This window comes from Rhodococcus sp. WB1 (assembly GCF_001700945.1).
In the GTDB taxonomy this organism is placed as follows: domain Bacteria; phylum Actinomycetota; class Actinomycetes; order Mycobacteriales; family Mycobacteriaceae; genus Rhodococcus; species Rhodococcus aetherivorans.
The window spans coordinates 930,102-953,274 of sequence record NZ_CP015529.1 but is presented as its reverse complement, the minus strand read 5'-3'; the positions used below and the strand labels follow the sequence as shown (position 1 = coordinate 953,274).

General features: G+C 71.4%; 19 protein-coding genes and 2 riboswitches. Of the genes, 8 read left to right on the top strand and 11 right to left on the bottom strand.

The window, feature by feature from the left end:
* The first annotated feature begins 16 nt into the window (after positions 1-16).
* A riboswitch (cobalamin riboswitch) is annotated at positions 17-208 on the top strand.
* 33 nt (positions 209-241) lie between these two features.
* Genes A4U64_RS04270 through A4U64_RS04250 form a run of 5 tightly spaced genes read left to right on the top strand, consistent with a single transcriptional unit; the run spans position 242 to position 6,782 of the window.
* Entirely contained in the window at positions 242-2,227 is a 1,986-nt protein-coding gene (locus A4U64_RS04270; RefSeq protein ID WP_198163390.1) for a magnesium chelatase subunit D family protein, read from the top strand.
* Entirely contained in the window at positions 2,227-2,841 is a 615-nt protein-coding gene (cobO, locus tag A4U64_RS04265; RefSeq protein ID WP_006945402.1) for a cob(I)yrinic acid a,c-diamide adenosyltransferase, read from the top strand. The genes A4U64_RS04270 and cobO overlap by 1 nt, the downstream gene beginning before the upstream one ends.
* A 28-nt stretch (positions 2,842-2,869) precedes the next feature.
* Complete coding sequence (locus tag A4U64_RS04260) at positions 2,870-5,239, top strand: cobyrinate a,c-diamide synthase (RefSeq protein WP_065922245.1); 2,370 nt, start codon at positions 2,870-2,872, stop codon at positions 5,237-5,239.
* Positions 5,221-6,171, top strand: coding sequence for a cobalamin biosynthesis protein (locus A4U64_RS04255; protein WP_065922244.1), 951 nt, complete (start codon positions 5,221-5,223; stop codon positions 6,169-6,171). Before A4U64_RS04260 ends, A4U64_RS04255 begins: the two co-directional genes overlap by 19 nt.
* A gap of 53 nt (positions 6,172-6,224) precedes the next feature.
* Positions 6,225-6,782, top strand: a complete 558-nt coding sequence (locus A4U64_RS04250; RefSeq protein ID WP_006945398.1) for a hypothetical protein — start codon at positions 6,225-6,227, stop codon at positions 6,780-6,782.
* Positions 6,783-6,839: 57 nt separating this feature from the next.
* Here the strand turns inward: A4U64_RS04250 and A4U64_RS04245 are convergent, their stop codons facing one another.
* From A4U64_RS04245 to A4U64_RS04230, 4 genes are read right to left on the bottom strand one after another with little or no spacing between them, the layout of a single operon-like run.
* Entirely contained in the window at positions 6,840-7,574 is a 735-nt protein-coding gene (locus A4U64_RS04245) for a cobalt-precorrin-6A reductase (protein ID WP_065922243.1), read from the bottom strand.
* Positions 7,571-9,064, bottom strand: a complete 1,494-nt coding sequence (locus A4U64_RS04240; RefSeq protein WP_006945396.1) for a cobyric acid synthase — start codon at positions 9,062-9,064, stop codon at positions 7,571-7,573. Before A4U64_RS04240 ends, A4U64_RS04245 begins: the two co-directional genes overlap by 4 nt.
* Positions 9,065-9,069: 5 nt before the next feature.
* The gene (locus tag A4U64_RS04235; RefSeq protein WP_065922242.1) at positions 9,070-9,909 is read right to left on the bottom strand and encodes a CbtA family protein; all 840 of its coding nucleotides are present in this window, start codon (positions 9,907-9,909) and stop codon (positions 9,070-9,072) included.
* A gap of 38 nt (positions 9,910-9,947) precedes the next feature.
* On the bottom strand, positions 9,948-10,112 hold the full coding sequence (locus A4U64_RS04230; RefSeq protein ID WP_373566487.1) for a CbtB domain-containing protein: 165 nt from the start codon (positions 10,110-10,112) through the stop codon (positions 9,948-9,950).
* A 59-nt stretch (positions 10,113-10,171) separates the two neighbouring features.
* Positions 10,172-10,285, bottom strand: a riboswitch (cobalamin riboswitch).
* A gap of 59 nt (positions 10,286-10,344) precedes the next feature.
* On the opposite strand from A4U64_RS04230, the gene A4U64_RS04225 reads away from it, so the two are divergent.
* On the top strand, positions 10,345-10,884 hold the full coding sequence (locus A4U64_RS04225) for a histidine phosphatase family protein (RefSeq protein WP_065922241.1): 540 nt from the start codon (positions 10,345-10,347) through the stop codon (positions 10,882-10,884).
* A gap of 32 nt (positions 10,885-10,916) precedes the next feature.
* Here A4U64_RS04225 and A4U64_RS04220 read toward each other — a convergent pair whose 3' ends face one another.
* Genes A4U64_RS04220 through A4U64_RS04190 form a run of 7 tightly spaced genes read right to left on the bottom strand, consistent with a single transcriptional unit; the run spans position 10,917 to position 19,752 of the window.
* Positions 10,917-12,224, bottom strand: coding sequence for an NtaA/DmoA family FMN-dependent monooxygenase (locus A4U64_RS04220; RefSeq protein WP_065922240.1), 1,308 nt, complete (start codon positions 12,222-12,224; stop codon positions 10,917-10,919).
* Between the two features lie 4 nt (positions 12,225-12,228).
* A complete protein-coding gene (locus tag A4U64_RS04215) occupies positions 12,229-13,482 on the bottom strand; it encodes an acyl-CoA dehydrogenase family protein (RefSeq protein WP_420877402.1) in 1,254 nt (417 codons plus the stop codon).
* A 37-nt stretch (positions 13,483-13,519) separates the two neighbouring features.
* The gene (locus tag A4U64_RS04210; protein ID WP_157127570.1) at positions 13,520-14,566 is read right to left on the bottom strand and encodes an LLM class flavin-dependent oxidoreductase; all 1,047 of its coding nucleotides are present in this window, start codon (positions 14,564-14,566) and stop codon (positions 13,520-13,522) included.
* Positions 14,563-16,323 (bottom strand): nickel ABC transporter ATP-binding protein NikE, encoded by a 1,761-nt coding sequence (gene nikE / locus A4U64_RS04205; protein ID WP_065922238.1) that lies wholly within the window; start codon positions 16,321-16,323, stop codon positions 14,563-14,565. Before nikE ends, A4U64_RS04210 begins: the two co-directional genes overlap by 4 nt.
* Positions 16,320-17,213, bottom strand: a complete 894-nt coding sequence (locus tag A4U64_RS04200; RefSeq protein ID WP_232334170.1) for an ABC transporter permease — start codon at positions 17,211-17,213, stop codon at positions 16,320-16,322. The genes nikE and A4U64_RS04200 overlap by 4 nt, the downstream gene beginning before the upstream one ends.
* Positions 17,210-18,163, bottom strand: coding sequence for an ABC transporter permease (locus A4U64_RS04195; protein ID WP_065922236.1), 954 nt, complete (start codon positions 18,161-18,163; stop codon positions 17,210-17,212). The genes A4U64_RS04200 and A4U64_RS04195 overlap by 4 nt, the downstream gene beginning before the upstream one ends.
* A complete protein-coding gene (locus A4U64_RS04190) occupies positions 18,160-19,752 on the bottom strand; it encodes an ABC transporter substrate-binding protein (RefSeq protein ID WP_161997169.1) in 1,593 nt (530 codons plus the stop codon). Before A4U64_RS04190 ends, A4U64_RS04195 begins: the two co-directional genes overlap by 4 nt.
* Before the next feature lie 320 nt (positions 19,753-20,072).
* On the opposite strand from A4U64_RS04190, the gene A4U64_RS04185 reads away from it, so the two are divergent.
* Positions 20,073-21,332, top strand: coding sequence for a GNAT family N-acetyltransferase (locus tag A4U64_RS04185; protein ID WP_065922235.1), 1,260 nt, complete (start codon positions 20,073-20,075; stop codon positions 21,330-21,332).
* A gap of 41 nt (positions 21,333-21,373) precedes the next feature.
* The gene (locus tag A4U64_RS04180; RefSeq protein WP_006945383.1) at positions 21,374-23,173 is read left to right on the top strand and encodes an ABC transporter substrate-binding protein; all 1,800 of its coding nucleotides are present in this window, start codon (positions 21,374-21,376) and stop codon (positions 23,171-23,173) included.

Genomic DNA, 23,173 nt, shown 5'->3' with positions numbered 1-23,173 from the left:
GTTAGACTCGGCGGCGGCAAGACAATCGAGGTGCCCCTCACGGGGATAATCGGGAAGCCGGTGCGAATCCGGCACAGGCCCGCTGCGGTGACCCGGGAGTCGTCGATCACGCGCAACACGCGCAGCCACTGGACCGGCCGGTCCGGGAAGGCGATCGCACGGCGTTCGACCGGGAAGTCCGAATACCGGCCTCGATTCAGCTGCCGAGAAGACATCCCAGCGGGAGCCTGTGGAGGTTCGAGTGCACGTGTATCCGTTCAGTGCCGTCGTCGGCTCCGACGACCTGGCGCTGGCCCTGTCCCTGTGCGCGGTCTCGCCGTCGATCGGCGGGGTGCTCGTGCGCGGCGAGAAGGGCACCGCCAAGTCGACCACCGTGCGCGCCCAGGCCGCGCTGTTGCCGCAGGTCACCGAGGTCACCGGCTGCCGCTTCGCGTGCGATCCCGCCGCCCCCGACCCGGCGTGCCCCGACGGGCCGCACCCGGGCGGTGCGGCGACGCAGACCCGTCCGGCGCGGCTGGTGGAACTGCCGGTCGGTGCCACCGAGGACCGCGTCACCGGCTCCCTGCACCTGCAGAAGGCGCTGTCGGCGGGCACCGCCGAGTACGAGCCCGGCCTGCTCGCCCGGGCGCACCGCGGGGTGCTCTACGTCGACGAGGTCAATCTGCTGCACGACCACCTCGTGGACCTGTTGCTCGACGCCGCCGCGATGGGCCGCTGCTCCGTCGAGCGCGACGGGGTGTCGGTCTCGCACGCCGCCCGGTTCGTGCTGGTCGGCACGATGAACCCGGAGGAGGGTGAGCTGCGGCCGCAGCTGCTCGACCGCTTCGGCCTCACCGTCGAGGTGGCCGCGCCCCGCGATCCGCAGGTGCGGGCGGAGATCGTGCGGCGGCGCCTGGCGTTCGACGCCGACCCGGACGCGTTCGTCGCGCGGTGGGCCGACGCCGAGGCGGCGCTGACGCGGCGGTTGGCGCAGGCCCGCGACCGGCTGCCGCAGGTGCGGCTCGGCGACGACGCGCTCGTCGCGATCGCGGAGGTGTGCGCGGCGTTCGACGTCGACGGGATGCGCGCCGACCTGGTCACCGCAAAGACCGCCGTCGCGCATGCGGCGTGGGTGGGCCGCGACGAGGTGACGCGGGAGGACATCGCGGTGGCGGCGCGGCTGGCGTTGCCGCACCGTCGTCGCCGCAACCCGTTCGACGAGCCCGGCATGGACGAGTCGCTGCTCGACGAGCTGCTCGGCGAGCAGCCGCCCGAGCTCGATCCGGACGGCCCCGACGATTCCGGTCCCGACGATTCCGGTCCCGACGATTCCGGTCCCGACGATTCCGGTCCCGACGATTCCGGTCCGGACGGCCCCGGCGCCGGCGAGGCGACGCCGGGCCGGGACGACCGGGGGCAGGGCTCCGGTGCGGCGACGTCCGTCGCGGCCCCCGCCGAGCCCTACCGGACCCGCCTGTTCACGGCCGACCGCACCGGCCGCGGTGCCGCGGGCCGCCGCTCCCGCGCCCGCACCACGGTCGGCCGGACCGTCGGCGAGCGTCGCGGCGACACCGGCCCGATCCATCTGCCCGCGACCATCCGCGCCACCGCCACCCACCCGTGCGTGGTTCCGGTAGCGGGGACTACCGAAACCACGCACGGGTGGCAGGTGCGGCGGAAGGTCGTCGAGGGCCGCGAGGCCAACCTGGTGCTGCTGTGCGTCGACGCCTCCGGCTCGATGGCGGCGCGGCAGCGGATGACGCAGGTGAAGACGGCGATCCTGTCGCTGCTGCTCGACGCCTACCGGCGTCGCGACACGGTGGGCCTGGTGACCTTCCGCGGGGATCGCGCCACGCTCGTGCTGCCGCCGACCAACTCGGTGGACGTGGCCGCGACGCGGCTGCGGGAGCTGCCGGCGGGTGGGCGCACCCCGCTCGCCGAGGGACTGCTCGAGGCGGCCGAGACGATCCGGCGGCACCGGCTGCGCGAACCCGACCGGCGGGCCCTGCTCGTCGTCGTCACCGACGGCCGCGCCACCGCCGGGCCGGACGCGGTGGCCCGGTCCCTCGCGGCCGCCGACCGGCTCGCCGCCGCCGGGATCGACGCGGTCGTCGTGGACTCCGAGACCGGCCGGTTCCGCATGGGCCTCGCGGCCCGGCTCGCCGAGCGGCTCGGCGCCGAACACGTCCCCGTCGGTGAGGTCCACGCCGACGCGCTCACCACCGTCGTGCGAGGAAGGGCCGCCTGATGCCGAAGGGACAACCGACCGCCGTGCCGGACGACGGTCTCACCACCCGCCAGCGCCGCAACCGGCCGCTGCTGATGGTCCACACCGGCGACGGCAAGGGCAAGTCGACCGCCGCGTTCGGTCTCGCGCTGCGCGGCTGGAACCAGGGCTGGTCCGTCGCGGTGTTCCAATTCGTCAAGTCCGCCAAGTGGCGCCTCGGCGAGCAGACCGCCTTCGAGACCCTCGGCGACCTGCACACCGAACGCGGCACCGGGGGCCCGATCGAGTGGCACAAGATGGGCTCCGGGTGGTCGTGGTCGCGCAAGGACGGCACCGAGGAGGACCATGCCGCCGCGGCGCTCGCCGGGTGGCGGGAGATCCAGCGCCGGCTCGCCGCCGAGCAGCACGGGCTGTACGTGCTCGACGAGTTCACCTACCCGATCGGCTGGGGATGGATCGACGCCGACGAGGTGGTGCAGACCCTGCGGACGCGCCCCGGCCACCAGCACGTCGTGATCACCGGCCGCCGGGCGCATCCGGCGCTGATCGAGGCCGCGGATCTCGTCACCGAGATGACGAAGATCAAGCACCCGATGGATGCGGGCCAGAAGGGCCAGAGGGGCATCGAGTGGTGACACTCGCGGGTGACGGCGTGGTGACCGCATGACACCGCTGCCCCGGCTGGTGGTGGCCGCGCCGGCCTCCGGACACGGGAAGACCACGGTCGCGACGGGCCTCATGGCGGCCCTGCGGGCGGCCGGGCACACCGTGTCGGGACACAAGGTCGGCCCGGACTACATCGACCCGGGCTACCACGCCCTCGCGACGGACCGGCCCGGCCGCAACCTGGACGCCCATCTCGTCGGCACCGACCTGCTCGCACCGCTGCTCGCGCACGGCGCCCGCGGTGCCGACGTCGCGATCGTCGAGGGCGTGATGGGCCTGTACGACGGGATGCTCGGCACCGACGGGTTCGCCTCCACCGCCCACACGGCCGCCGTCCTCGGTGCCCCGGTGGTCCTCGTCGTGGACGTCTCCCACGCCTCCCGCTCCGTCGCGGCCGTGGTGCACGGGATGGCCACGTTCGACCGCAGCGTCCGCATCGCCGGGGTGATCCTGAACAAGGCCGGCTCGGTGCGGCATTCCGACGAGGTGGTCGAGGCTCTGGCCGCGACGGGCGTCCCGGTGCTCGGCGTCCTGCAGCGCGACGACGGGATCTCGGCGCCGTCGCGGCATCTCGGGCTGGTGCCGGCGCAGGAGCGGGCCGAGGCCGCCGCCCAGCTCGATCGCCTGGCCGCACAGATCGCCGCGCGGGTCGATCTCGCCGAGGTGATGCGGATCGCGTGCGCCGCACCGGATCTTCCTGCGAGCCCGTGGGATCCGGGGGCACCGGCCGACGACGGCCCGGTCGTCGCGATCGCCGGCGGCCGCGCCTTCACGTTCCGTTACGCCGAGACCGAGGAGATGCTGCGCGCCGCCGGGTGCCGCACCGTGGTGTTCGATCCGCTGCGCGACGAACGACTGCCCGACGGCACGGCCGGGATCTATCTCGGCGGCGGCTTCCCCGAGGTGCACGCGGCAGATCTGGCCGCGAACACCGCTCTGCGCGAACATCTCCGGGCCGCCATCACGGCCGGCACACCCACCGTCGCCGAGTGCGCCGGGCTGTTGTACCTGTGCCGCGAGGTGGACGGGGCGCCGATGATCGGCGCGATCGACGCGGCCGCCCGGATGACGCCGCGCCTGACCCTCGGCTACCGCACGGCCGTCGCGCCGCGCGAGACCCTGCTCGCGCCGGCGGGCACGCGGGTGACCGGACACGAATTCCACCGCACCACGGTCGATTCCACCGACGAGCCGGCGTGGCTGCTGGGCGGGCGGCCCGACGGCTTCGCGTCCGCCACCGTGCACGCCTCCTACCTGCACACCCACTGGGCCGGGCATCCGGCGCTGGCGCAGCGGTTCGCCGACGCGGTGCGGGCCGCGACGCCGGTCCCCCCGCCGCCGCGCACGACCCGGGCCGCCGCACCGGACCTGCAGCACCACGGCGACCGGGAGGCCACGCCGGGACTGGTGGATCTGGCCGTCAACGTCTCGCGCCGGCCGCGCCCGGAGTGGCTCGACGCCGCGCTGGCCGGGTCGCTGGCCGAGCTGGATCGGTATCCGGACCCGCGCGCGGCGCGGGCCGCCCTGGCCGCCCGGCACGGACGCGACCCGCTCGAGGTGCTGCCCACCGCCGGCGGCGCGGAGGCGTTCACCCTCGTCGCCCGTGCCCGTCGCTGGGCGCGACCGGCGGTGGTGCACCCGCAGTTCACCGAGCCGGAGGCGGCGCTGCGCGCCGCCGGGCACGAGGTGACCCGGGTGCTGCTGCGCCGCGAGGACGGCTTCGTCCTCGACCCGGCGCTGGTGCCCGACGACGCCGACCTCGTGATCGTCGGCAACCCCACGAACCCGACCGGCGTGCTGCACCCGGGTGCCGCGCTGCGGGCCCTGGCGCGGCCCGGCCGAGTGCTGGCGGTGGACGAGGCGTTCATGGATGCGGTACCGGGGGAAACGGAATCGCTTGCCGGCGTGTCGCTTCCGGGTGTCGTGGTGGTCCGCTCGCTCACCAAGACGTGGGCGATACCCGGTATCCGCGCCGGGTACGTGCTCGGCGACGAGTCGATCGTCGCCGAGCTCGCCGCGCACCAGCCACCGTGGTCGGTGTCCACACCGGCGGCGGCGGCGATGATCGCGTGCGCGTCGCCGGCGGCCACGGTCGAGGCGGAGCGCATCGCCGTGCAGGTCGCGGCCGACCGCGCCGTCCTCGTCGACGGCCTGACCGCGCTCGGCATCGCGGTGGCCGGCCCGTCGGCGGCACCGTTCGTGCTGGCGCACGTCCCCGTGGGGACGCGGGAGCGACTGCGGGGCAAGGGCTTCGCGGTGCGTCGTGGGGACAGCTTCCCCGGCCTCGGCGCCGACTGGGTGCGCATCGCGGTGCGCGATGCGCAGACCACCGAGGCGTTGCTCGGGGCATGGCGGGACCTGACGTGAACCCGCGCGCCGCCGGCCTCGTCCTCGGCTACCTCGCCGATCAGGCGTTCGGCGATCCCCGTCGCGGCCACCCGGTGAGCGGCTTCGGCCGGATCGCCCGGACCACCGAGCGCGCGCTGTACGCGGACCACCGGGCGGCCGGGACGCTGTTCACCGCGGTGCTGGTCGGCGGCGCGGCCGGCCTCGGCTACGGCGTGGACCGGCTCACCCGGCGTCGTCCGCTGGTGCGCACGGCGGTGACCGCGGCAGCGACGTGGACCGTGCTCGGCGGCCGGTCGCTGGCGCGGGAGGCGACGACGATCGACGGCCAGCTGCGCCGCGCGGATCTGCCCGCCGCGCGCCGTCAGGTCACCCACCTCGTCGGGCGCGACCCGTCGCGCCTCGACGCCGCCGGCGTCGCCCGCGCCACCCTCGAGTCCCTGGCGGAGAACACCTCCGACGCCGTCGTCGCCCCGCTGCTGTGGGGTGCGGTGGCGGGGCCGGCGGGCCTGCTCGGCTACCGGGCCGCGAACACCCTCGACGCCCGCGTCGGCCACCGCACGCCGCGGCACGAGCGGTTCGGCTGGGCGTCCGCCCGGTTCGACGACCTGCTCAACCTGGCGCCGGCGCGGCTGTCCGCGCTGCTCGCGGCGGGCCTGGGCGAGCGGCCCGGCGCGGCCCTGACGGCCTGGCGCCGCGATGCCCACCGGCATCCGAGCCCGAACGCCGGGCCGGTCGAGGCGGCGTTCGCTGGCGCGCTCGGGGTCACTCTGGGCGGGGTGAACGTCTATCAGGGCGTGGTGGAGGACCGCGGCACCCTCGGCGACGGCCCGGCCCCGGAACCCGGGGACATCGCGCGGGGCGTGCGGCTCGCGGCCCGGGTCGGCGCGGGCGCGCTCGCGGTGTCCGCGGTCGTCGCGTCCGCGAGCACCGTTGTGGCGCGAATCACGTAAGCGGTGTAACACTGTAATCAGTGATATTGGCACTTCGTCCCGAGGAGGACGACATGCGACACCATCCGCACATGCACGGACCCCGCTTCGGACGCCCGGGCGGCTGGCAACAGGCCGACGTCCCCGATGCGAGCGACGCCGCCGAGTGGTTCGCCGGACGCCTGCCCGACGACTGGTTCACCGGCCCCGCCGACATCGAGGTCGACCGCGAGGAGATCGTGGTCGTCGGGGAACTGCCCCCGCCCGAGGACACCGGCCCGGCGTCCGTCGACGGGCGCATCGCGCGGTTCCGGGAGACCACCCGGCCGGACCGCATGCGCATCGCCGACGAGGCCGAGGCCCGCTACGGCCGGAAGGTCGCGTGGGGTGTCACGCTCGGCGAGCGTCGAGTGCTGTTCACCCACTTGGCCGTTCCGGTGATGACCCGGTTGCGCCAGCCCGAGCGCAAGGTCCTCGACACCCTCGTCGACGCCGGCGTCGCCCGCTCGCGCTCCGACGCGCTCGCCTGGTGCGTCCAGCTCGTGGGGCAGCACAGCGAGCAGTGGCTCGCCGAGCTCCGCGAGGCGATGCGCAAGGTCGACGACCTGCGCACCGAGGGCCCGCAGGTCTGAGATCGCGGACCCGCGCGGTTCCCGGTCGTCTGCACACGACATTGCGTGCACGGACGACTAATCCGCGCAGGAATCCGTCGCCCACGCGACGGCGTCCGCGACCGTCGCCACCGTCGGCACGCCCGCCGGCGAGGGCGGGCGGCGCACGACGACCACCCGCACCCCGAGTTCGGCCGCCGCGTCGAGCTTGGCGCGCGTGAGGTCCCCGCCGGAGTCCTTGGTGACGAGCACGTCCACCCCGTGGCCGGCGAGCAGCGCACGCTCGCCGTCGACGGTGTAGGGGCCGCGGGCCAGCAGCACCGTCCAGGAGTCCGGCACGTCGAGGTCCAGCGGCTCGACCACCCGCACCAGGACGCGGTGCCGCGCGAGCGGCCCGAGGAAGCGATCGAGGGTCTGGCGGCCCGTGCTCAGGAACACGCTCGCCCCCCGGGCGGCCACCGCGGCGGCCGCATCGTGGTCGTCGACCCACGTCCAGTCGCCGGTGCCGGTCCAGCCCGGCCGCGCCAGGCGCAGCAGCGGCACCCCGGCCGCCGCGCAGGCGGCCGCGGCGTTACCGCTGATCCGCGCGGCGAACGGGTGCGTGGCGTCGACCACCCTGCGGATACCGTTGCCGCGCAGATACTCCCGCAGTCCGTCGATGCCGCCGAAACCGCCGATCCGCACGTCGCCGACCGGCAGGCGCGGGTTGCGCACCCGTCCCGCAAGCGACGACACGTACGCCACCCCCGCGGTGTCCAGGCCGGCGGCGAGCGCCCGCGCCTCGCCGGTGCCGCCGAGGATGAGGACGGTCACGCCAGGCCGCCCGTCAGTGTGGGCAGCACCGGCCGAGCCCCGAGCATCCCGAGCAGGGCGCCGACGTCGAGGTGCTCCTCGACCATGTCCGCGAGCACCTCGAGGCGCGCCTCGCGGGCGGCGTGGAAGCCGACGGTGCCGGTGGCGAGGTCGCGCCCGGTGAGGGCGGCCGCCTCGCGGAGCCACGCCGTGCGCAGGGCGTCGCCCTCGAGGCTGCCGTGCCACATGGTGCCGAACACCGTTCCCGCCCGGGCGCCGCCGAGGAACTCCTCGTCGCCGCCGCGGGAGATGCGGCCGTGGTGGATCTCGTACCCGGAGGCAGGCACCCCGAGCGCCGACCCGGCCGGCAGCCGCAGCACCTTCTCCGGTTCGAAACGGGTGTGCACGTCCAGCAGTCCGAGCCCGTCCACGCACGCCCCGGGGGTGCCCTCGACGCCGTGCGGATCGGAGATCCGCCGGCCGAGCATCTGGAAGCCGCCGCAGATCCCGAGCACCACGCCCCCGCGACGGGCGTGGTCGGCGACGGCGGTGTCGAGGCCACGGCCGCGCAGCCACGCGAGGTCCGCGAGGGTGGCGCGGGTGCCGGGCAGGATCACCACGTCGGCGCCGGCGAGGGCGCGCGGATCGTCGACGAACCGCAGCCGCACGTCCGGTTCGAGGCACAGCGCGTCGACGTCGGTGAAGTTGCTGATCCGCGGCAGCATCACCACCGCGACGGTGAGCGACCCGGCGCCGTCGTGGGCCGGGCGCGACGACAGGGCGAGCGAGTCCTCCGAGTCGAGCCACAGGCCGCGCTGCCAGGGCAGGACGCCGAGCACGGGCCGGCCCGTGAGCTTTTCGAGCGACTCGAGACCGGGACGCAACAGCCCGAGGTCTCCACGGAACTTGTTGATCACGAAGCCGCGGACGAGGGCCTGATCGGACGCATCCAGCAGGGCGAGCGTGCCGTACATGGCGGCGAACACCCCGCCGCGATCGATGTCGCCGACGAGCACGGTCGGCAGGTCGCCGTGCCGGGCCAGGCCCATGTTCACGTAGTCGTGGGCCCGCAGGTTGATCTCGGCGGCGCTGCCGGCACCCTCGCAGACCACCACGTCGAACCGGTCCCGCAGGTCGTCGAGCGCACCGAAGGCGGCCTCGGCGAGGTGCTTTCGGCCGCCGGCGAACTCGCCGGCCTCGAGGTGACCGGCGGGCCGGCCGAGCACGACGACGTGACTGCGGCGGTCGCTGCCGGGTTTGAGCAGCACCGGATTCATCGCGGCCTCGGGTACGGCGCGCGCCGCCACCGCCTGGATCCACTGCGCGCGGCCGATTTCCACGCCGTCGCCGGTGACCGGGTCGACGGCCACCATGGAGTTGTTGGACATGTTCTGCGCCTTGAACGGCGCGACCGACAGCCCACGGCGGGCCAGTGCCCGGCAGATCCCGGTGGTCACCACGGATTTCCCGGCGTCCGAGGTGGTTCCGGCGACGAGCAGGCCCTGTCCCACGACGGCTACGCCACGCGGACGGGCACGCGACGATCGGCGCGTTCGGTGAGGAACGCGAACGCCACGCCCAGGGCGAACCACAGGGTGGTCTGAACGATCACCGACGCAACGCGGAAGTCCCACAGCAGCGTGGCCGGAAAGTCCGTGCCGACCTCGTCGATCGTCGGCAGCACCGCATACCCGAGACCGACCACGACGAGGAACGCCAGGACCGGTCCGGCGAGCCGGACGGTACGCAGCTCCTGACGGGCGAGCGCCTTCGCGGCGGCCACCGCCACCGCGAGCGCGACGAGGCCGAGCACGACCGCCGCGACCCACAGGAGGGTGCGCTGGTCGATGGTGTCCGGGTCCCCCACCGCCGGCGGGTTGGCCGGGTACTTCAGGAACGGCACCGCTTCGATCGCGAGCCATCCCGCTCCGGCGCCGAGCAGTCCGAGAGCGGGACCCGACAGCGTGGTGTGGCGCCGGGCGAAGTGCAGCACCGACGCGAACAGCGCGCCGAGCGCCAGACCGGCGAGGGTGGTGGCGAGGATCAGGCCCACCTTCTGCCCGGTGCGGCTGACGAGGGCGTCCTCGCCGTGGCTGTGACCGGCGGACGCGGCCTCGTGCGTGTGGGAGTGCGCCTCGGTGGCCGCGTGCGTCGCGGCGGCCTCCTCCAGCGCGATCGCGGCCTCGATGTGCGGCTCGCCGACCACGAAGGCGACGGCGCCGGCGAGCAGGCCGGCAATCAGGCCGGCCAGCAGGCCGCGCAGCAGGATCCGGGTGTAGGGGCCGGTCAGCGGGACGCCTGCCGACACGGCAGCGTCCGGGTGCGACGAGACGCCGGCCCCCGGCCTCGGTGACATGCCGGCCCCCGGCCTCGGTGACACGCCGGCCCCCGGCCTCAGTGGCACGGCAGGCCGAGCAGGTGCCGGCCGTCGTGCATCAGCTCATGCATGAACATGCCGGTGCGCGAGATCGCGCCCTGATCGAAGCCGACCAGGTAGAGGGTGACGAAGGCGAGCAGCACGACGGCGGTGATCGCGGCGGCCAGCGCCGCGGAGCCCATCGTGGACTCGGGGGTGTGGACAGTAGCCATGGCATCCTCCTGGGATAACGCGTCCCGTCGAAAATCCATGCGCCGAGACAGTTTTCTGACTCCCGGGCGGGTCGCCCGGTCACAGTGGCGCGACCGCTCCGGACTTGCACCGGATTGCCTGCACCTCGGCACGTGTGACGCAGGAACAGTCGCACCGTGAGCCCGCCCCTGTCAAGGCGACACACCCGGTGGTTGTGATTCGATGACCGCCGTGGTTCGCCTCGTCCTTCTGGCCCATGCCTCGACGGAGGCGCAGCGCGCCGTCCGGTTCCCCGCCGACGAGCCGCTGTCGCAACGCGGCCGACGAGAACTGGAGCGGGCGGTCGCGCCGGTGGCCGACCGCGTCGTCGCGGCGCCGGAGCGACGGGCCGTCGAGACCGCGGCCGCGCTGGGCACGACGGCCGCGGTCGATCGGGCGCTGCGGGACCTGGACTACGGCGACTGGGCGGGGCGGGCGATGGACGAGGTGCCGGCCGAGAGCCTGCAGCAGTGGCTCACCGACCCGCACGCGGCGCCGCACGGCGGCGAGTCGATCGCGGAGCTGACCGAACGGGTGGCGCGGTGGCTCGACGAGCTGGCGCCGGGCCGGGTCGTCGCGGTGACCCACCCGGCCGTGATCCGCGCCGCGACGGTGTACGCCCTCGGCGCGCCCCCGGCAGGATTCTGGCGGATCGACGTGCGCCCGCTCGCACAGGTCCGGCTGCACGGACGCGGGGGCCGGTGGTCGCTGCGGCTGGGTTGAGCCGCAGCGACCACCGGAGGCGCCCCGCCGTGTCAGATCGCCGCGTGCAAGGCGGCACCGTGGGCCGGTTCCGCCGCCTCGAAGTGCCCGCGCAGCGTTTCCGTCTCGTACTCGGTGCGGTACAGACCGCGCGACCGAAGCCGTGGCACCACCTCGTCCGCGATGACCTCCAACCCGTCCGTCAGGATGTCCGGCTGCAGGTTGAACCCGTCACACGCACCGCCGAGATACCACTCCTCGATGCGGTCGACGAGCTGCTCCGGAGTCCCGACGAACCCGCCGTGCCCGGAGCCGGTGTATCGAGTTTCGCGCAGGTACTCACGGACCGTCGGCTGGGTCTGCCGGATCTGTTCGAGGATGGACTCCCGGAATCCGATACTTCCCTGGAAGAGGTCGGTGTCCACCGGTCCCCGCAGGACGTCGTCGGGGAACTTCTCGTCCAGCTCGAGCTTGGCGACGTCGACACCGATCGCGTGCGACAGCCACGCCGCGGAGTACCAGCCCGGGCTGGTCTCGTACAACTCGTCGACCCGCCGGCGCGCTTCCTCCTCCGTCGAACCGAGAGTCAGCAGCAGACCGGGCAGAATCTTCACGTCGCCCGGCGCGCGCCCGTGCCTGACCGCATCGGCCTTGACCTGCCGATAGTGCTCCCGTGCCGTCTCCTGGGTGATCTCCGCCGCGAACACGCCGTCGGCGAAGCGCGAGGCGATGTCACGGCCGCCGGGCGAGCCGCCGGCCTGGAAGAGCACCGGCCGGCCCTGCGGCGAGGCGGGGGCGACGAAATCGCCGTCGTATCCGAAGTACCTCCCGTCGTACCGCACCGTTTCGCCGGTTCCCGCAGCGGACCACAGTCGCTGCACCAGCTCCGCGAACTCCGCACCGCGGTCGTACCGTTCGGAGCGCGGCACGACCCGTGACAGTCCGAAGTTCGCGGCCGAGCGGTCGTCCCGGGTGGTCACCAGGTTCCAGCCGGCTCTGCCCCGGGACACGTGATCGAGCGTGAGAATGCGACTCGCGAGCTCGACTGGATCGTTGAACGTGGTGGACGCGGTGGCGATGAGACCGACCCGTTCGGTGGCCTGCGCGACGTGCGCCCACAGGACGGTCGGATCGAGCCGGATCGGGTTGGCGTCGTACGCGGGATCCCCCAGCCCCAGCGCGTCGGCCAGGAACACGGCGTCCAGTGTGGCGCGTTCGGCGAGCCGACCGATGCGCTCCCAGTACGCCGGCTCGAGGAAGTCCCGCGCTCCCAGCAGGGGCGAGCGCCAGGCCGACGGAATGTACCCGTAGACGAGGACATTCACGCCGAGGATCACATGACCGTCTCGTCGGTTCCCCATCGAGCTAGACCCCCTGTCCCTGCGGGCGGGCGTACGGGTTCGAACCGCCCGCCGGCACCGTGCCGTTGACATAGAAGTCACCGAGCACGCGCTCCTTGAACACCCGCGGGTTGTGGGAGGCGAGCGTCCGGGCGTTGCGCCAGTGCCGGTCCAGCGCCAGCGGAACCGCCGTCGCAGAGGCACCCAGCGCATCGAAGACGGTCGTCGTCACCTCGAGCGCCGAGTCGACGACGACCGACTGGGCCTCGTGCGTGCGGACGGTCGCCTGCACCAGCGCGGCCTTCTCCGTCTCGTCGTCGCCGAGCGCGTGCGCCCGTGCCACCGCGTCGAGCGTGGCGGCCTGCTTTTCCAGGGCCGCGTCGGCCTGGAACACACGCGTCGCGAGGAAACCGATGCGCTGCTGCAGTAACGGGTCCTGCGGAGGCGCCTGGTCCACGCCGAGAGGGTAATTGCGCGTGCGACGCCGCAACGCCGCAGTGCCGTCTCGGAAGGCTGCTCGGGCAATACCGACGAGCACCGACAGCAGCGCCGTCTGGTAGAAGAGCCCCTGGTAGGCGAAGCGGTCCTGGGCGGGGAAGATGCCGTGCTCGTCGACCTCGGCGTCCTGGTAGCGGGCCGATCCGCTCGCGGTGGTCTGCTGGCCGAAGCCCTCCCAGTCGTCGACCAGAGTGACGCCGGGTTGAGTGCGGGGCACGAGGACCGTGACGAGTTCGTCGTTGTCGTCGCGGCCGATGACGTCGAGCCAGTCCGCGTAGAGACTGCCGGTCGCGTAGAACTTGTTGCCGGTGATGCGGGTGACGCCGTCGGAGGTGGTGATGCGGGTGGCGATCTCGCCGAAGCTCGCGTTGCTCGCCTCCGTCCACCCGCCGCCGACGAACTCGCCCCGGCGGAATCGCTCGAGCCAGACCTCGGTGGCGGGATGGTCCGGCGCATTCAACCGATCCTCGACGAACGCAAGATGGTTGCGGAAGACATGGGAGACGTTGGGGTCTGCTTCGGCGAGTTCGGCGAGCAGCAGGAAGACCTGCTGCAGCGATGCCCCGTCGCCGCCGAGCTCACGCGGGATCCGCAGCCGCGAGAATCCCGCGTCGATCAGCCAGCGCACCTGTTCGTGCGGGAACTCACGGGCGCGTTCCCGTGCGAGGTTTCCTTCCGCGATCCGCGCGAAGACGGGCCGGTAGGTCGCGGCGAGCGTGCCGAACTCCGCAGCGGGGCGGGCAAGCAGCGACCGGATGTCGGGGGAGGTGGGTGCGGCCATGATGTTCACTTTCTGGATTGGTCTGGGGCGACGCGCGTCAGCGGTAGACGCTCGTCGTCGGCGCCGCGAACGCCGGCTGGGCTTGCGCGAGGAGCTGGGCGGGTGGCGCGAGGCCGAGGGTGGCGCGCAGCGTCACGTCGCGATCTCCGCGGCCGGTGCCGTCCACCGCGGTCAGCACGGCGAGTGCTCGGTCCAGCAGGTGCAGCACGCTCTCGGCAGCTTCGGCGGGCTCGGCCGACCGGAGCAGCACCCCGTCGGCGCCGGCGGCGATCGACTCTTCAACCGCGGTGATCACCTCGTCGTGCCGCGGCGCTCCCGCGACAGGGACCTCCACCAGCAGGCCCGTGCGGCCGGACGCGGCAGCGGCCACGCTCGCGGCGTCCGGGAATCCGCCGAGAACGACGAGATCGGCCGCGGCGGGAGCCGCCGCGACCACTTCCGGATCGTCGGCATACCACGCGAGGACGGGCGCACCCTGTGGCGAGCTGGGCACGCTCAACGGTCCTGCGATGTCGACGACGCCGTGGTGGTCGATGCGCACGATCCGATCGGAGCGGACGAGGACGCCCGAGTCCTTGTCGGCGATCACGCTGTCGAGTGGCCAGCTCTGCCACAGTTCGGCGATCGCGAGAGCCGTGTCGGCCGCGGTGGCCGCACCCAGCTCGGCACCGTCGTTCAGCCCCACAGCACCCCAGGCGCTGTGCCCGTGACCACGTGCATCTCGGTGCCCGAGGAGCAGTCCAGCCCGCCCGTGCGTGAGGTGATCGAGCGAAAGTACCCTTCGCGCAAGGTTGTAGGGCAGGTCGTGGTGCGCGGCGCCGGCGACCACCAGCGGCGGGCCACCCCCGGTGGCCAGCGCTGTCGCGACGATGCTCGGGTCGAGGTCCGTCGGGCGCGGAGTCTCGGCCGTTCGGTCCGCGGGTGGTGTCCGGGTGATCCGATCGATCCCTACCACCCCGAATGCCGCACCGCTCGTGGACCATCGATCGAGAGATTCGCGATCGTCGAGAAGGCGACTCGCCTCGTCACCGGTGAGGCCCACTGCAACGACCGGCGCCCGGCCCGGTGCATCACGTCCTGTCATGAAATTCGTACCTTTCGTGCGCCGAGATCGGCGTTCAGCAGCTCACGGACGGCCGGCGATCTGTCGGCGTCGTGCAGGTCTTCGGTCGGGAAGGTGTCGACGAGGCGTCCGTGGGACATCACGCCGATGCGGTCACAAGTCCATTCGACGAGGCCCAGACCGTGTCCGATGAAGACACAGGTCAGGTCGAGCCGTTCGCGTAGTTCCAGGATCAGGTCGACGACGCCAGCCTGCGTGGACACGTCCAGGGCGGACGTCGGCTCGTCGAGGATCAGCAGTTCCGGGGCCGGAGCGAGCGCTCGCGCGATGCACACCCGTTGTGCCTGCCCGCCGGACAGGGAATGCGGATACCGGTCGGCGAACTCGGCGGGCAGACCGACCAGTTCGAGTGCTTCGACGACGAGGTCCGTTGCTCGGCCCCCGTCGGGAATGGAGCCGAATCGCCGCAACGGCCGGGCGATCTGCTCGCCGACCCGAATGCTCGGATTGAGCGAGCCGAGCGGGTCCTGGAACACATATTGCAGCCGTGGACGGATGTCGCGCAGGGTGTGCCGATCTGCACCCGCGATCCGACGACCCTGGAACTCCACCGAGCCGCCGGTCACGTCGAGCAGGCCGCCCATCAGGCGGGCGAGGGTGGACTTGCCCGAGCCGGAAGAGCCGATGAGACCGTAGATCTCTCCCGACCGGATCTCGAGCGACACGTCCTCGACGGCGACGAACCGGCGGCGGGGGGTACCGGTCCCCCAGCCACCGGCGGTGAACGTCCTCGTGACGTGGTCGAGCTTCAGGACGGCAGGCCCGGAACCGGGATCCGTGCCCTCCACGACAGGTACGGGACCGGAGCCGCCGGGCGAGGTCAACGAGCGTGGTCCGTGCCAGCGGGGCAGAGCACGGCGCTTGCCGAGCCGGGGCACCGCCGCGAGCAGTTCTCGGGTGTAGGGGTCGCGGGGTGACGAGAGCACCGTGTCCCGCGGACCGGACTCCACCACTGCGCCGCCCCGCAGCACCACCACGGTGTCCGCGAGATACTCGACCACGTCGAAGTCGTGCGTGATGAGCAGCAGGGACGCTCCGGTCGTGCGCGCCACATCCCGGAGCAGGTCCAAGACCTGCCGCTGCACGACGGTGTCGAGTGCGGTGGTCGGTTCGTCCGCGATCAGCAGCGCGGGCCCGGCGAGGCCGGCCAGCGCGATCATGACTCGCTGCCGCATGCCGCCGCTGAGCTCGTGCGGATAGGCGTCGAGTACACGGTCCGGGTCGTCGAACCCGACGCGACGCAGCCACTCCGCGCTCAGCTTCCGCCGCTCCGCTCGCCGCGTGCGCGGTCGATGACGGGCGAGAACCTCGTCGAGCTGACTGCCGACCCGGAAGGACGGGTCCAGCGAGCTCAGCGGATTCTGGAACACCATTCCGATGCCGGACCCGCGGAAGGCGTTGAGGCGCCGGTCGGGCAGGCCGGCGAGGTCCACGGGGGCGTCGGTGCCGCCGCGGAACCGGATCGAGCCTCCGGCGAGGTGTGCCCCCGGTGGAAGGAGACCGAGAAGTGCCGCGGCTGTCAGACTCTTGCCCGAGCCGGATTCGCCGACGAGGGCGAGCACCTGTCCCTCTCCGATGGTGAATGACACGTCGCCGACCGTGGGGGCGTCGGCGGGATCGCCGGGGAAGCGGACGTTCAGGCCCCGGACCTGGAGGACCGCAGCGGGCGCGGCGGGCGTCGGCGGTGTGCGCAGGTCGGTTCCGTACAGGCTGGTCATCGCCGGGTTCCTCTCCGCACTCGCGGGCTGAACACGTCGTGCAGGCCGTCACCGAGCCAGTTGAAGGCCAGGGCGACCACGAGGACCGTCACGCCGGGGATCAGTGCGACGTACAGGTGCCCCGAGATGATCACCTTCGCTCCGGAGGCAATCATCTGGCCCCAGTCCGGTTCGGGTGGCTGCACGCCGATTCCGACCGCGCTGAGGCTCGCGGAAAACACCACCATCGCGCCCACGAGGCCCGTGGCGTACACGACGATCGGGCCCGCGACGTTCGGCAGGACCTCTCGCAACATCAGCGACCAACGCCCGGCGCCGAGTGAGATCGCGGCCTCGACGTACTCCTTGCCATGCTGCTGCTTGACCTCCGCGAACACCACACGCGTGACGTAGGGCACGACCGCGAACACGATCGCGAGCACCACCACGCCCGGACCCGGGCTGAGCAACGCGGCCAGGGCGATCGCGACGAGAATGACGGGGAACGCGAACAACACGTCGACGATCCGCATGATCACCCCCGACGCGCGCGGGCCCGCAAAGCCCGCCGCGAGCCCCGCCGCGGAGCCCACCACCGCCGCCAGCACGACCGCCAGCACGGCGAGCACCAGGGACGTGCGACCGCCCCACAGCAGCCGGCTCAGCAGATCCCGTCCGAGTTCGTCGGTGCCCAGCAGATGGCCGGGGCTTCCCGGCGGCAGGAACTTCGCGGCGGAGTCGGTGAGGACGGGATCGTACGGCGCCAGGATCGGTGCCAGCAGCGAGCACACCACGACGAGTCCGATCAGGATCACCGCGACGATGAACTGGATGCGATGACGTCGGCGACCGACGCGGGCGGGGTCCGGAAGATCGGTGGTGTCTCGCTCCTCGAGCAATGTTGCCATCATGCGCCTTTCAGGCGGGGGTTCAAGCCGTCCACGATCAGGTCCGTGATCAGGTTGACGAGGAGGTAGCACAGTGCGACGAGCACGATCCCGCCCTGGATCACCGGGTAGTCCTTACCGTTGACCGCATTGACCAGCTGCGTACCGATGCCGGGCCAATTGAAGACGATCTCGACGAAGAACACACCGGTGATCAGGGTGCCGATCTCGAGTCCCGTGATATTCACGACGCTCGGCAGAATATTCCGGAAAACGTTCTTCCCATACAGCTTTCGCGCAGGAATACCTTGGGAACGAAACGTCCGGAACCAGTCCGACGACCTCTCCCGGATCACCCCGATACGCACGAACCGGGCAAGCACCAGCATCGAGATCAACGCTGCCGACACCGCCGGCAGCACCAGGTGCTGCAGAAGATCGGCAAGTCCGCCGCCACCGCGCGACTCCATTCCACCCACCGGCAGCCAGCGCAGCTGCAGCGCGAACACGCTGATCAGGACGAGACCGAACCAGTACACCGACAGGTTGCTGCCGATCTGCACGAGCAGCATGACCGTGCGGTCGATCCAGGTTCCGTGAAATATGCCCGCGAGCAACCCGATCGAGGTCCCCACCACCACGCAGACGACCGCCCCCGCCGCGGTGAGGATCAGGGTGTTCACGAAATTGGGGACCAGAATGTCGAACACGGGGGTGCCCAGGGTGAGGGACAGCCCGCCGCCGTCGACGAACAGGTTCTTCAACCACACGAAGTACTGCTCCCACAACGGCCGGTCGAGGCCGTAGGTGGCCCGGATCTCCGCGAGCTGTTCCGCCGGGAATCTCGACGCGAACTGCGCTTCGACGGGGTCTCCGGGCGTCAGCGCGCCCAGCAGGAAGGCTAGCAGCGACACGATCAGCAGAATCGGGACGATGTTGGCGACTCGGAATCCGATCCGTCGGAACCGGCTCATCGGATGTCCGTGAGCCAGACGTTCGACAGGTCGTACCAGTTGGTGGACGCGAACGTGAACCCTTCGACGTTCGGACCCGTCGCGTAGTACCGGTTCAGATTGACGGCCGGGATGACCAGCGCGCGCCGGCGCAGCTCCTCCTCCGCCTTCTGCCACAGGGCGATTCGCCGGTCGGGCTCGGCGGTGTAGAGCGCGGTCTCGATCGCCTGCGTGACCTCCGGGTACTGCTCCGGCTTCAGGCCGCGGTTGACGAGGCCGTTGAAGCCGTTGTACAGCCACTCCGCGTCGGTCTCGCCGAACTCGTCGATGTTCAGTCCGTCGCCCGGTTGCGGATTGTAGACGCGGGCAGAGTAGTTCACTCGGTCCAGGCTCACCACGTCGGCCTCGACACCGATCTCTTTCAGGTGCGCCTGCAGCCACTGGCCGACGTTCTCGTTGGCGACGTCGATGACGAGGTTGAACCGCAGCTGGCCGGGCCCGTAACCGGCTTCGGCGAGGAGCTGCCGAGCCCTATCCGGGTCGTACTCGAAGTCCTTCACGTCGGCGCGGTACGCCTCGTTACCGGGCGGGAGGAAGGAGTACTGAGGCGCGGCATAGCCGTTGTACACCTCGTCCGCGAGCGCCTGACGGTCGAGCCCGTGGACGAGTGCCTGCCGCACGCGGTCGTCGTCGAAAACCGGGTTGCGCCGGTTGAACGAGAAGTAGATCAGTTCCGCCCCAGTGCCTTCCGGTACGTGGAGGCCAGCGTTCTCGAGCGTCTCCACGTCGTCGGGCTGGACATAACTGATGAGGTCGACCTCGCCGCCCAGGAGGGACGCCACCCGGGTCTGGTTGTTCGGGATGATGCGGAAGGTGAGCGAGTCGAGATGCGGTCGCTCGCCCCAGTAGCCGTCGTTGCGCTCGAGGACGATGCGATCACCGATGGCGCGGGAGACGAAGCGGTACGGCCCGGTGCCTTCCGGATGTTCCGCGAAGCCGTCGTTTCCGTACCGTTCCCAGATCGCCGGGTTGCCGACGGGAAGGGTGTACATCGACTGCGCAAGGATGCGCGGGAAGCCCAGGAAGGGGCGCTCGAATTCGAAGGTGTACGTGTGCTCGCCGGTGGGAGCCGCCTTCAGCAGGCCGCCGAACCACACCTTGACCCGGCCCGCGCTCTCCTCGTCGAAGAACTCGTAGGAGCGGTCCCAGACCCGGCGGACGTTCTTGTGCAACGCCTCGGCGTCGAACGAGGTGCCGTCGTGGAAGGTGACGCCGTCGCGCAACCGGAAGGTCCAGGTTCGTCCGTCCCCGCTGTGCTCCCAGCTCGTGGCGAGCACCGGCACGAGGTCGGGCGTACCCTCGGCCCGGGTGAGATCCTCGCCGACGAGCGGCTCGAAGATGTTGCGGGAGACCCGATACGTCTCCCAGAACACCTGCCGGTGCGGATCCAGGCCCCGCGGTTCGAGATACAGCCCGGTGACGAAATCACCACCATCGCTCGGACTTTCGCTCGAGTCGCCGCCCGCCGCACCACCGGATGCGCAGCCCGCGACGAGCCACACCACAGTCAATCCCGCCGCCACGGCGGCGAGACGGTTCCTTTTGCGCACTGGCACACACTTTCGTTTCAACAAACAAGCAACGACCGGTCCACCGTATCCGGGCAAATCCCCGGTCGGCACCGATTGCACTCACCGTGATTTTTTGTGCGCTCCACCCCGTGTTCGCCGCAGTCGCGAGGGTAAAAATCAGTGACGCACATAAAGGTTGATCGTTCATCGCACACTGGGCACCGTGAATCGAGGTGTGTCGGTGGCGACGACCGTCGTACGGTGTGCGACGGGTGTGACGCATCCGGAGACGCCGACACCCAATCCTGCAGGCGCACCGCTTCCTGGTACGCCTGCCGCCCGTACGACAGGAATACGCCATGCCCCCGCAGCCAACCGATCACTCCGGTCTCGAGGTCGACATTCGAGTCCTGGTCGATGAACAGGATCTGACCGGTGCCTTCGACGTCTTCCGAACCGCCATGGTGGGCCTGCCGTCGTTCGGTCCGCTGCCGCCCGGCACCGTCGGAAAGATCTTCGAGCCCGGCCGGACCCTCGGTGCTTACGTGGCGGGACAGCTCGTCGGCACCGTGGACTCCGCGGCGAGTTCGTTGACGTTGCCGGGCGGGCGGACGGTCGCCCACGCGGCAGTCACCCACGTCGGCGTGCTCCCCACCCACACCCGACGCGGGATCGTCTCGCGACTACTGCAGCGCCAGCTGGGGGACGCCCGTGCCGGCGGCGAGGTCGTCGCGACGCTCCGCGCGTCCGAGGCGACGATCTACGGCCGGTACGGCTACGGGATCGCCAGCCGGGCGGCCGCCGTCGAGGTGGACACCCGCCGCGGTGCCCTACGCTCCGATGCCCCGGCCGGTGATCGGGTACGTCTCGTCGACCCGGCCGGCGCGTGGGACGTTCTGCCCGGTATCCATGCACGCAACGCGGACCCGCGCCCAGGAGCGATCACCAGACCACCGGTGTGGTGGGCGGCCCAGGAGATGAGGGCGGCCACCGCGCAGGGGCCCGCCTACGTCGCTCTCGCCGGATCCGAGGGCTCCGAGACCGGCTTCGTCCGCTACCACCCGATCGGTACGGAGGCCTGGTTCGGCGGCACCGAGCGCACAGTCGTCGTCGACGACCTTCACGCTCCGTCGCGAGACACGTTCGTCGGCATCGTCCGGTTCCTCTGGAACCTCGATCTCGTCGACCGGATCATCTTCCCGACCCTTCCGGTCGACTCGTCGCTGCCGTGGCTGCTCACCGATCCGAGAGGGGCCCGGACAACCGGGCTCAGGGACGAGACCTGGCTGAGGATTCTCGATGTCGGGACGGCGCTCGGCGCTCGTGCGTATGCCGGCGGCGAGACCCTCGTCATCGGCGTCCACGACCACCTCCTCCCCGCAAACACCGGGACATATCGCGTCTCCGGAGGGGACGTGGAGACAGTCGCGCACCGCATCGAACCGGACGTCGATCTCGAAACCGATGTCGCGACGTTGAGCGGCGCGCTCCTCGGTGGCGTGCGATGGCACCAGCTCGCCGCATCCGGAACAGTCCGGGCCCGTTCCGCCGGCGCGATTGCCTCGGCCGACCGGAGCTTCGGAACCGACCTGGCGGCGTTCGCCGGGACGAATTTCTGAGATCCCCACCGTACTCCCGCCCGCTACACCGAAGGACACCTGTGAGAACACCCCGCCGACCGGCGTCACGCACCCTGCGTGGCGCTGGCATCGCCGTCACCGCGCTCGCTGCAGTGCTTGTCGCTGCCTGCACCGGCACCGCCCCGGCGAACCGCGCCGCCGACGGCGACATCGTCGCCGGCGGAACGCTGCGGATCGCGTCGCTGGCCTCCGACATGGACTCGCTCGATCCCCTGACCGGGTACGACACGAACGCCTGGGCCGTGCAGCGCGCCATCACCCGGCAGCTCGTGACGTTCCCCGGCTCGGCGAACGAACTGAAGGACGACACCGAACTCACCCCCGACCTCGCCGAGTCCTGGGACGTGAGCGAGGACGGCCGGACCTACACCTTCCACCTGCGCGACGGCATCACCTACTCGGGGTCTTCGACCCGCGAGATCGTCGCCGGCGACTTCGTCTACGCGATCGAGAGGTTCTGCGACCCGAACAAGCAGGTGGCGGCCGTCAACTACTTCCACCTGATCTTCGAGGGCTTCACGCAGTTCTGCAGCGAGTTCGCGAAGGAGCCCACTGGGGACCTCGCCGCGTCCAAGCGGTTCATCGACACGCACGACATCTCGGGCGTGCGTGCCCTCGACGACAAGACACTGGTCATCACCGCGCCGGCCAAGTCGTACGATTTCCTCGACATCCTCACCATGAACTTCGTAACTCCGCTACCGCCGGAGGTCGCGTCGAAGTACTTCGGCGACTCGCTCGAGTTCCGGCAGAACTTCCCGTCGTCCGGCCCGTACCGGATCGACACGTACCAGCCGGGCCAGCAGTTGATCCTGAAGAAGGTCGAGGGGTACAACCACGACGCCGATCCGGCCCGCAAAGCCTACGTCGACGAGATCGCGATCGACTTCACGGCCAACAGCGAGGACAGCGTGGTGCAGAAGGTGCAGTCGGGCGAGGCGGACCTCACCCTGTACATGGACGTCCCGCCACGCGCCGTGCTGAACCAGTACGCATCGACGAACAATCCCAACCTGCACACCTCCGACAGCGGCGCGGCCAACTTCATCGTGCTCAACGCCAAGCCCGAGGCGACGTTCCCCGGCGCCACCGCGCTGCGAGACCCACGAGTGCGGCAGGCCCTGGCCTATGCCGTCGACAAGGCGAATCTCGTTCAGGGACAGGGTGGCCCGATCGCCGCGAAGCCGAACGGTCAGATCGTCACCTCCACCCTGCTCGGACACGAGCCGTTCGACCCGTATGCGACGCCGGGGAGCAAGGGTGACCCGGCCAAGGCGCGGCAACTGCTGGCCGAGGCCGGATATCCCGACGGCCTCACCCTCGACGCGGTCTACCGGTCTACCGTGCAGTTCGAGAGCATCGCGGTCACCCTGAAGGAAGACCTGGCAGCGGCCGGCATCACCCTGAACCTCACCGCACTTCCCGGCACCGAGTACTCGGCCTACCTGCAGGACCCCGGCAGCCGCTACGACGTGGCCCTGAGCGGTTCGTTCACCCCAGACTGGCAGGGCCGCTCGACCCGGATGCTGCTCGGCGGCTGGCTGAACTCCGAGGCGTCGCCGTGCGGCAAGGGCAACGTCAACGCCATCTGCTACAGCAACGATCGGCTCAACGAACTCGCCCGGCAGGCCTTCCCGTCCGTCGACCCCGGGCCGATCTGGGCGGAGGCCGATCGGGTCGTCTCCACCGACCTGCCGTGGATTCCGCTGTTCGAAAAGCGCAAGAACCTCATCTCGTCCGATCGCGTGACCAACTGGACGTGGGCGTCGCTCCCGGCCCAGGCGGACTTCACCAACATCGCGATCCGGCCCGGAGCCTGA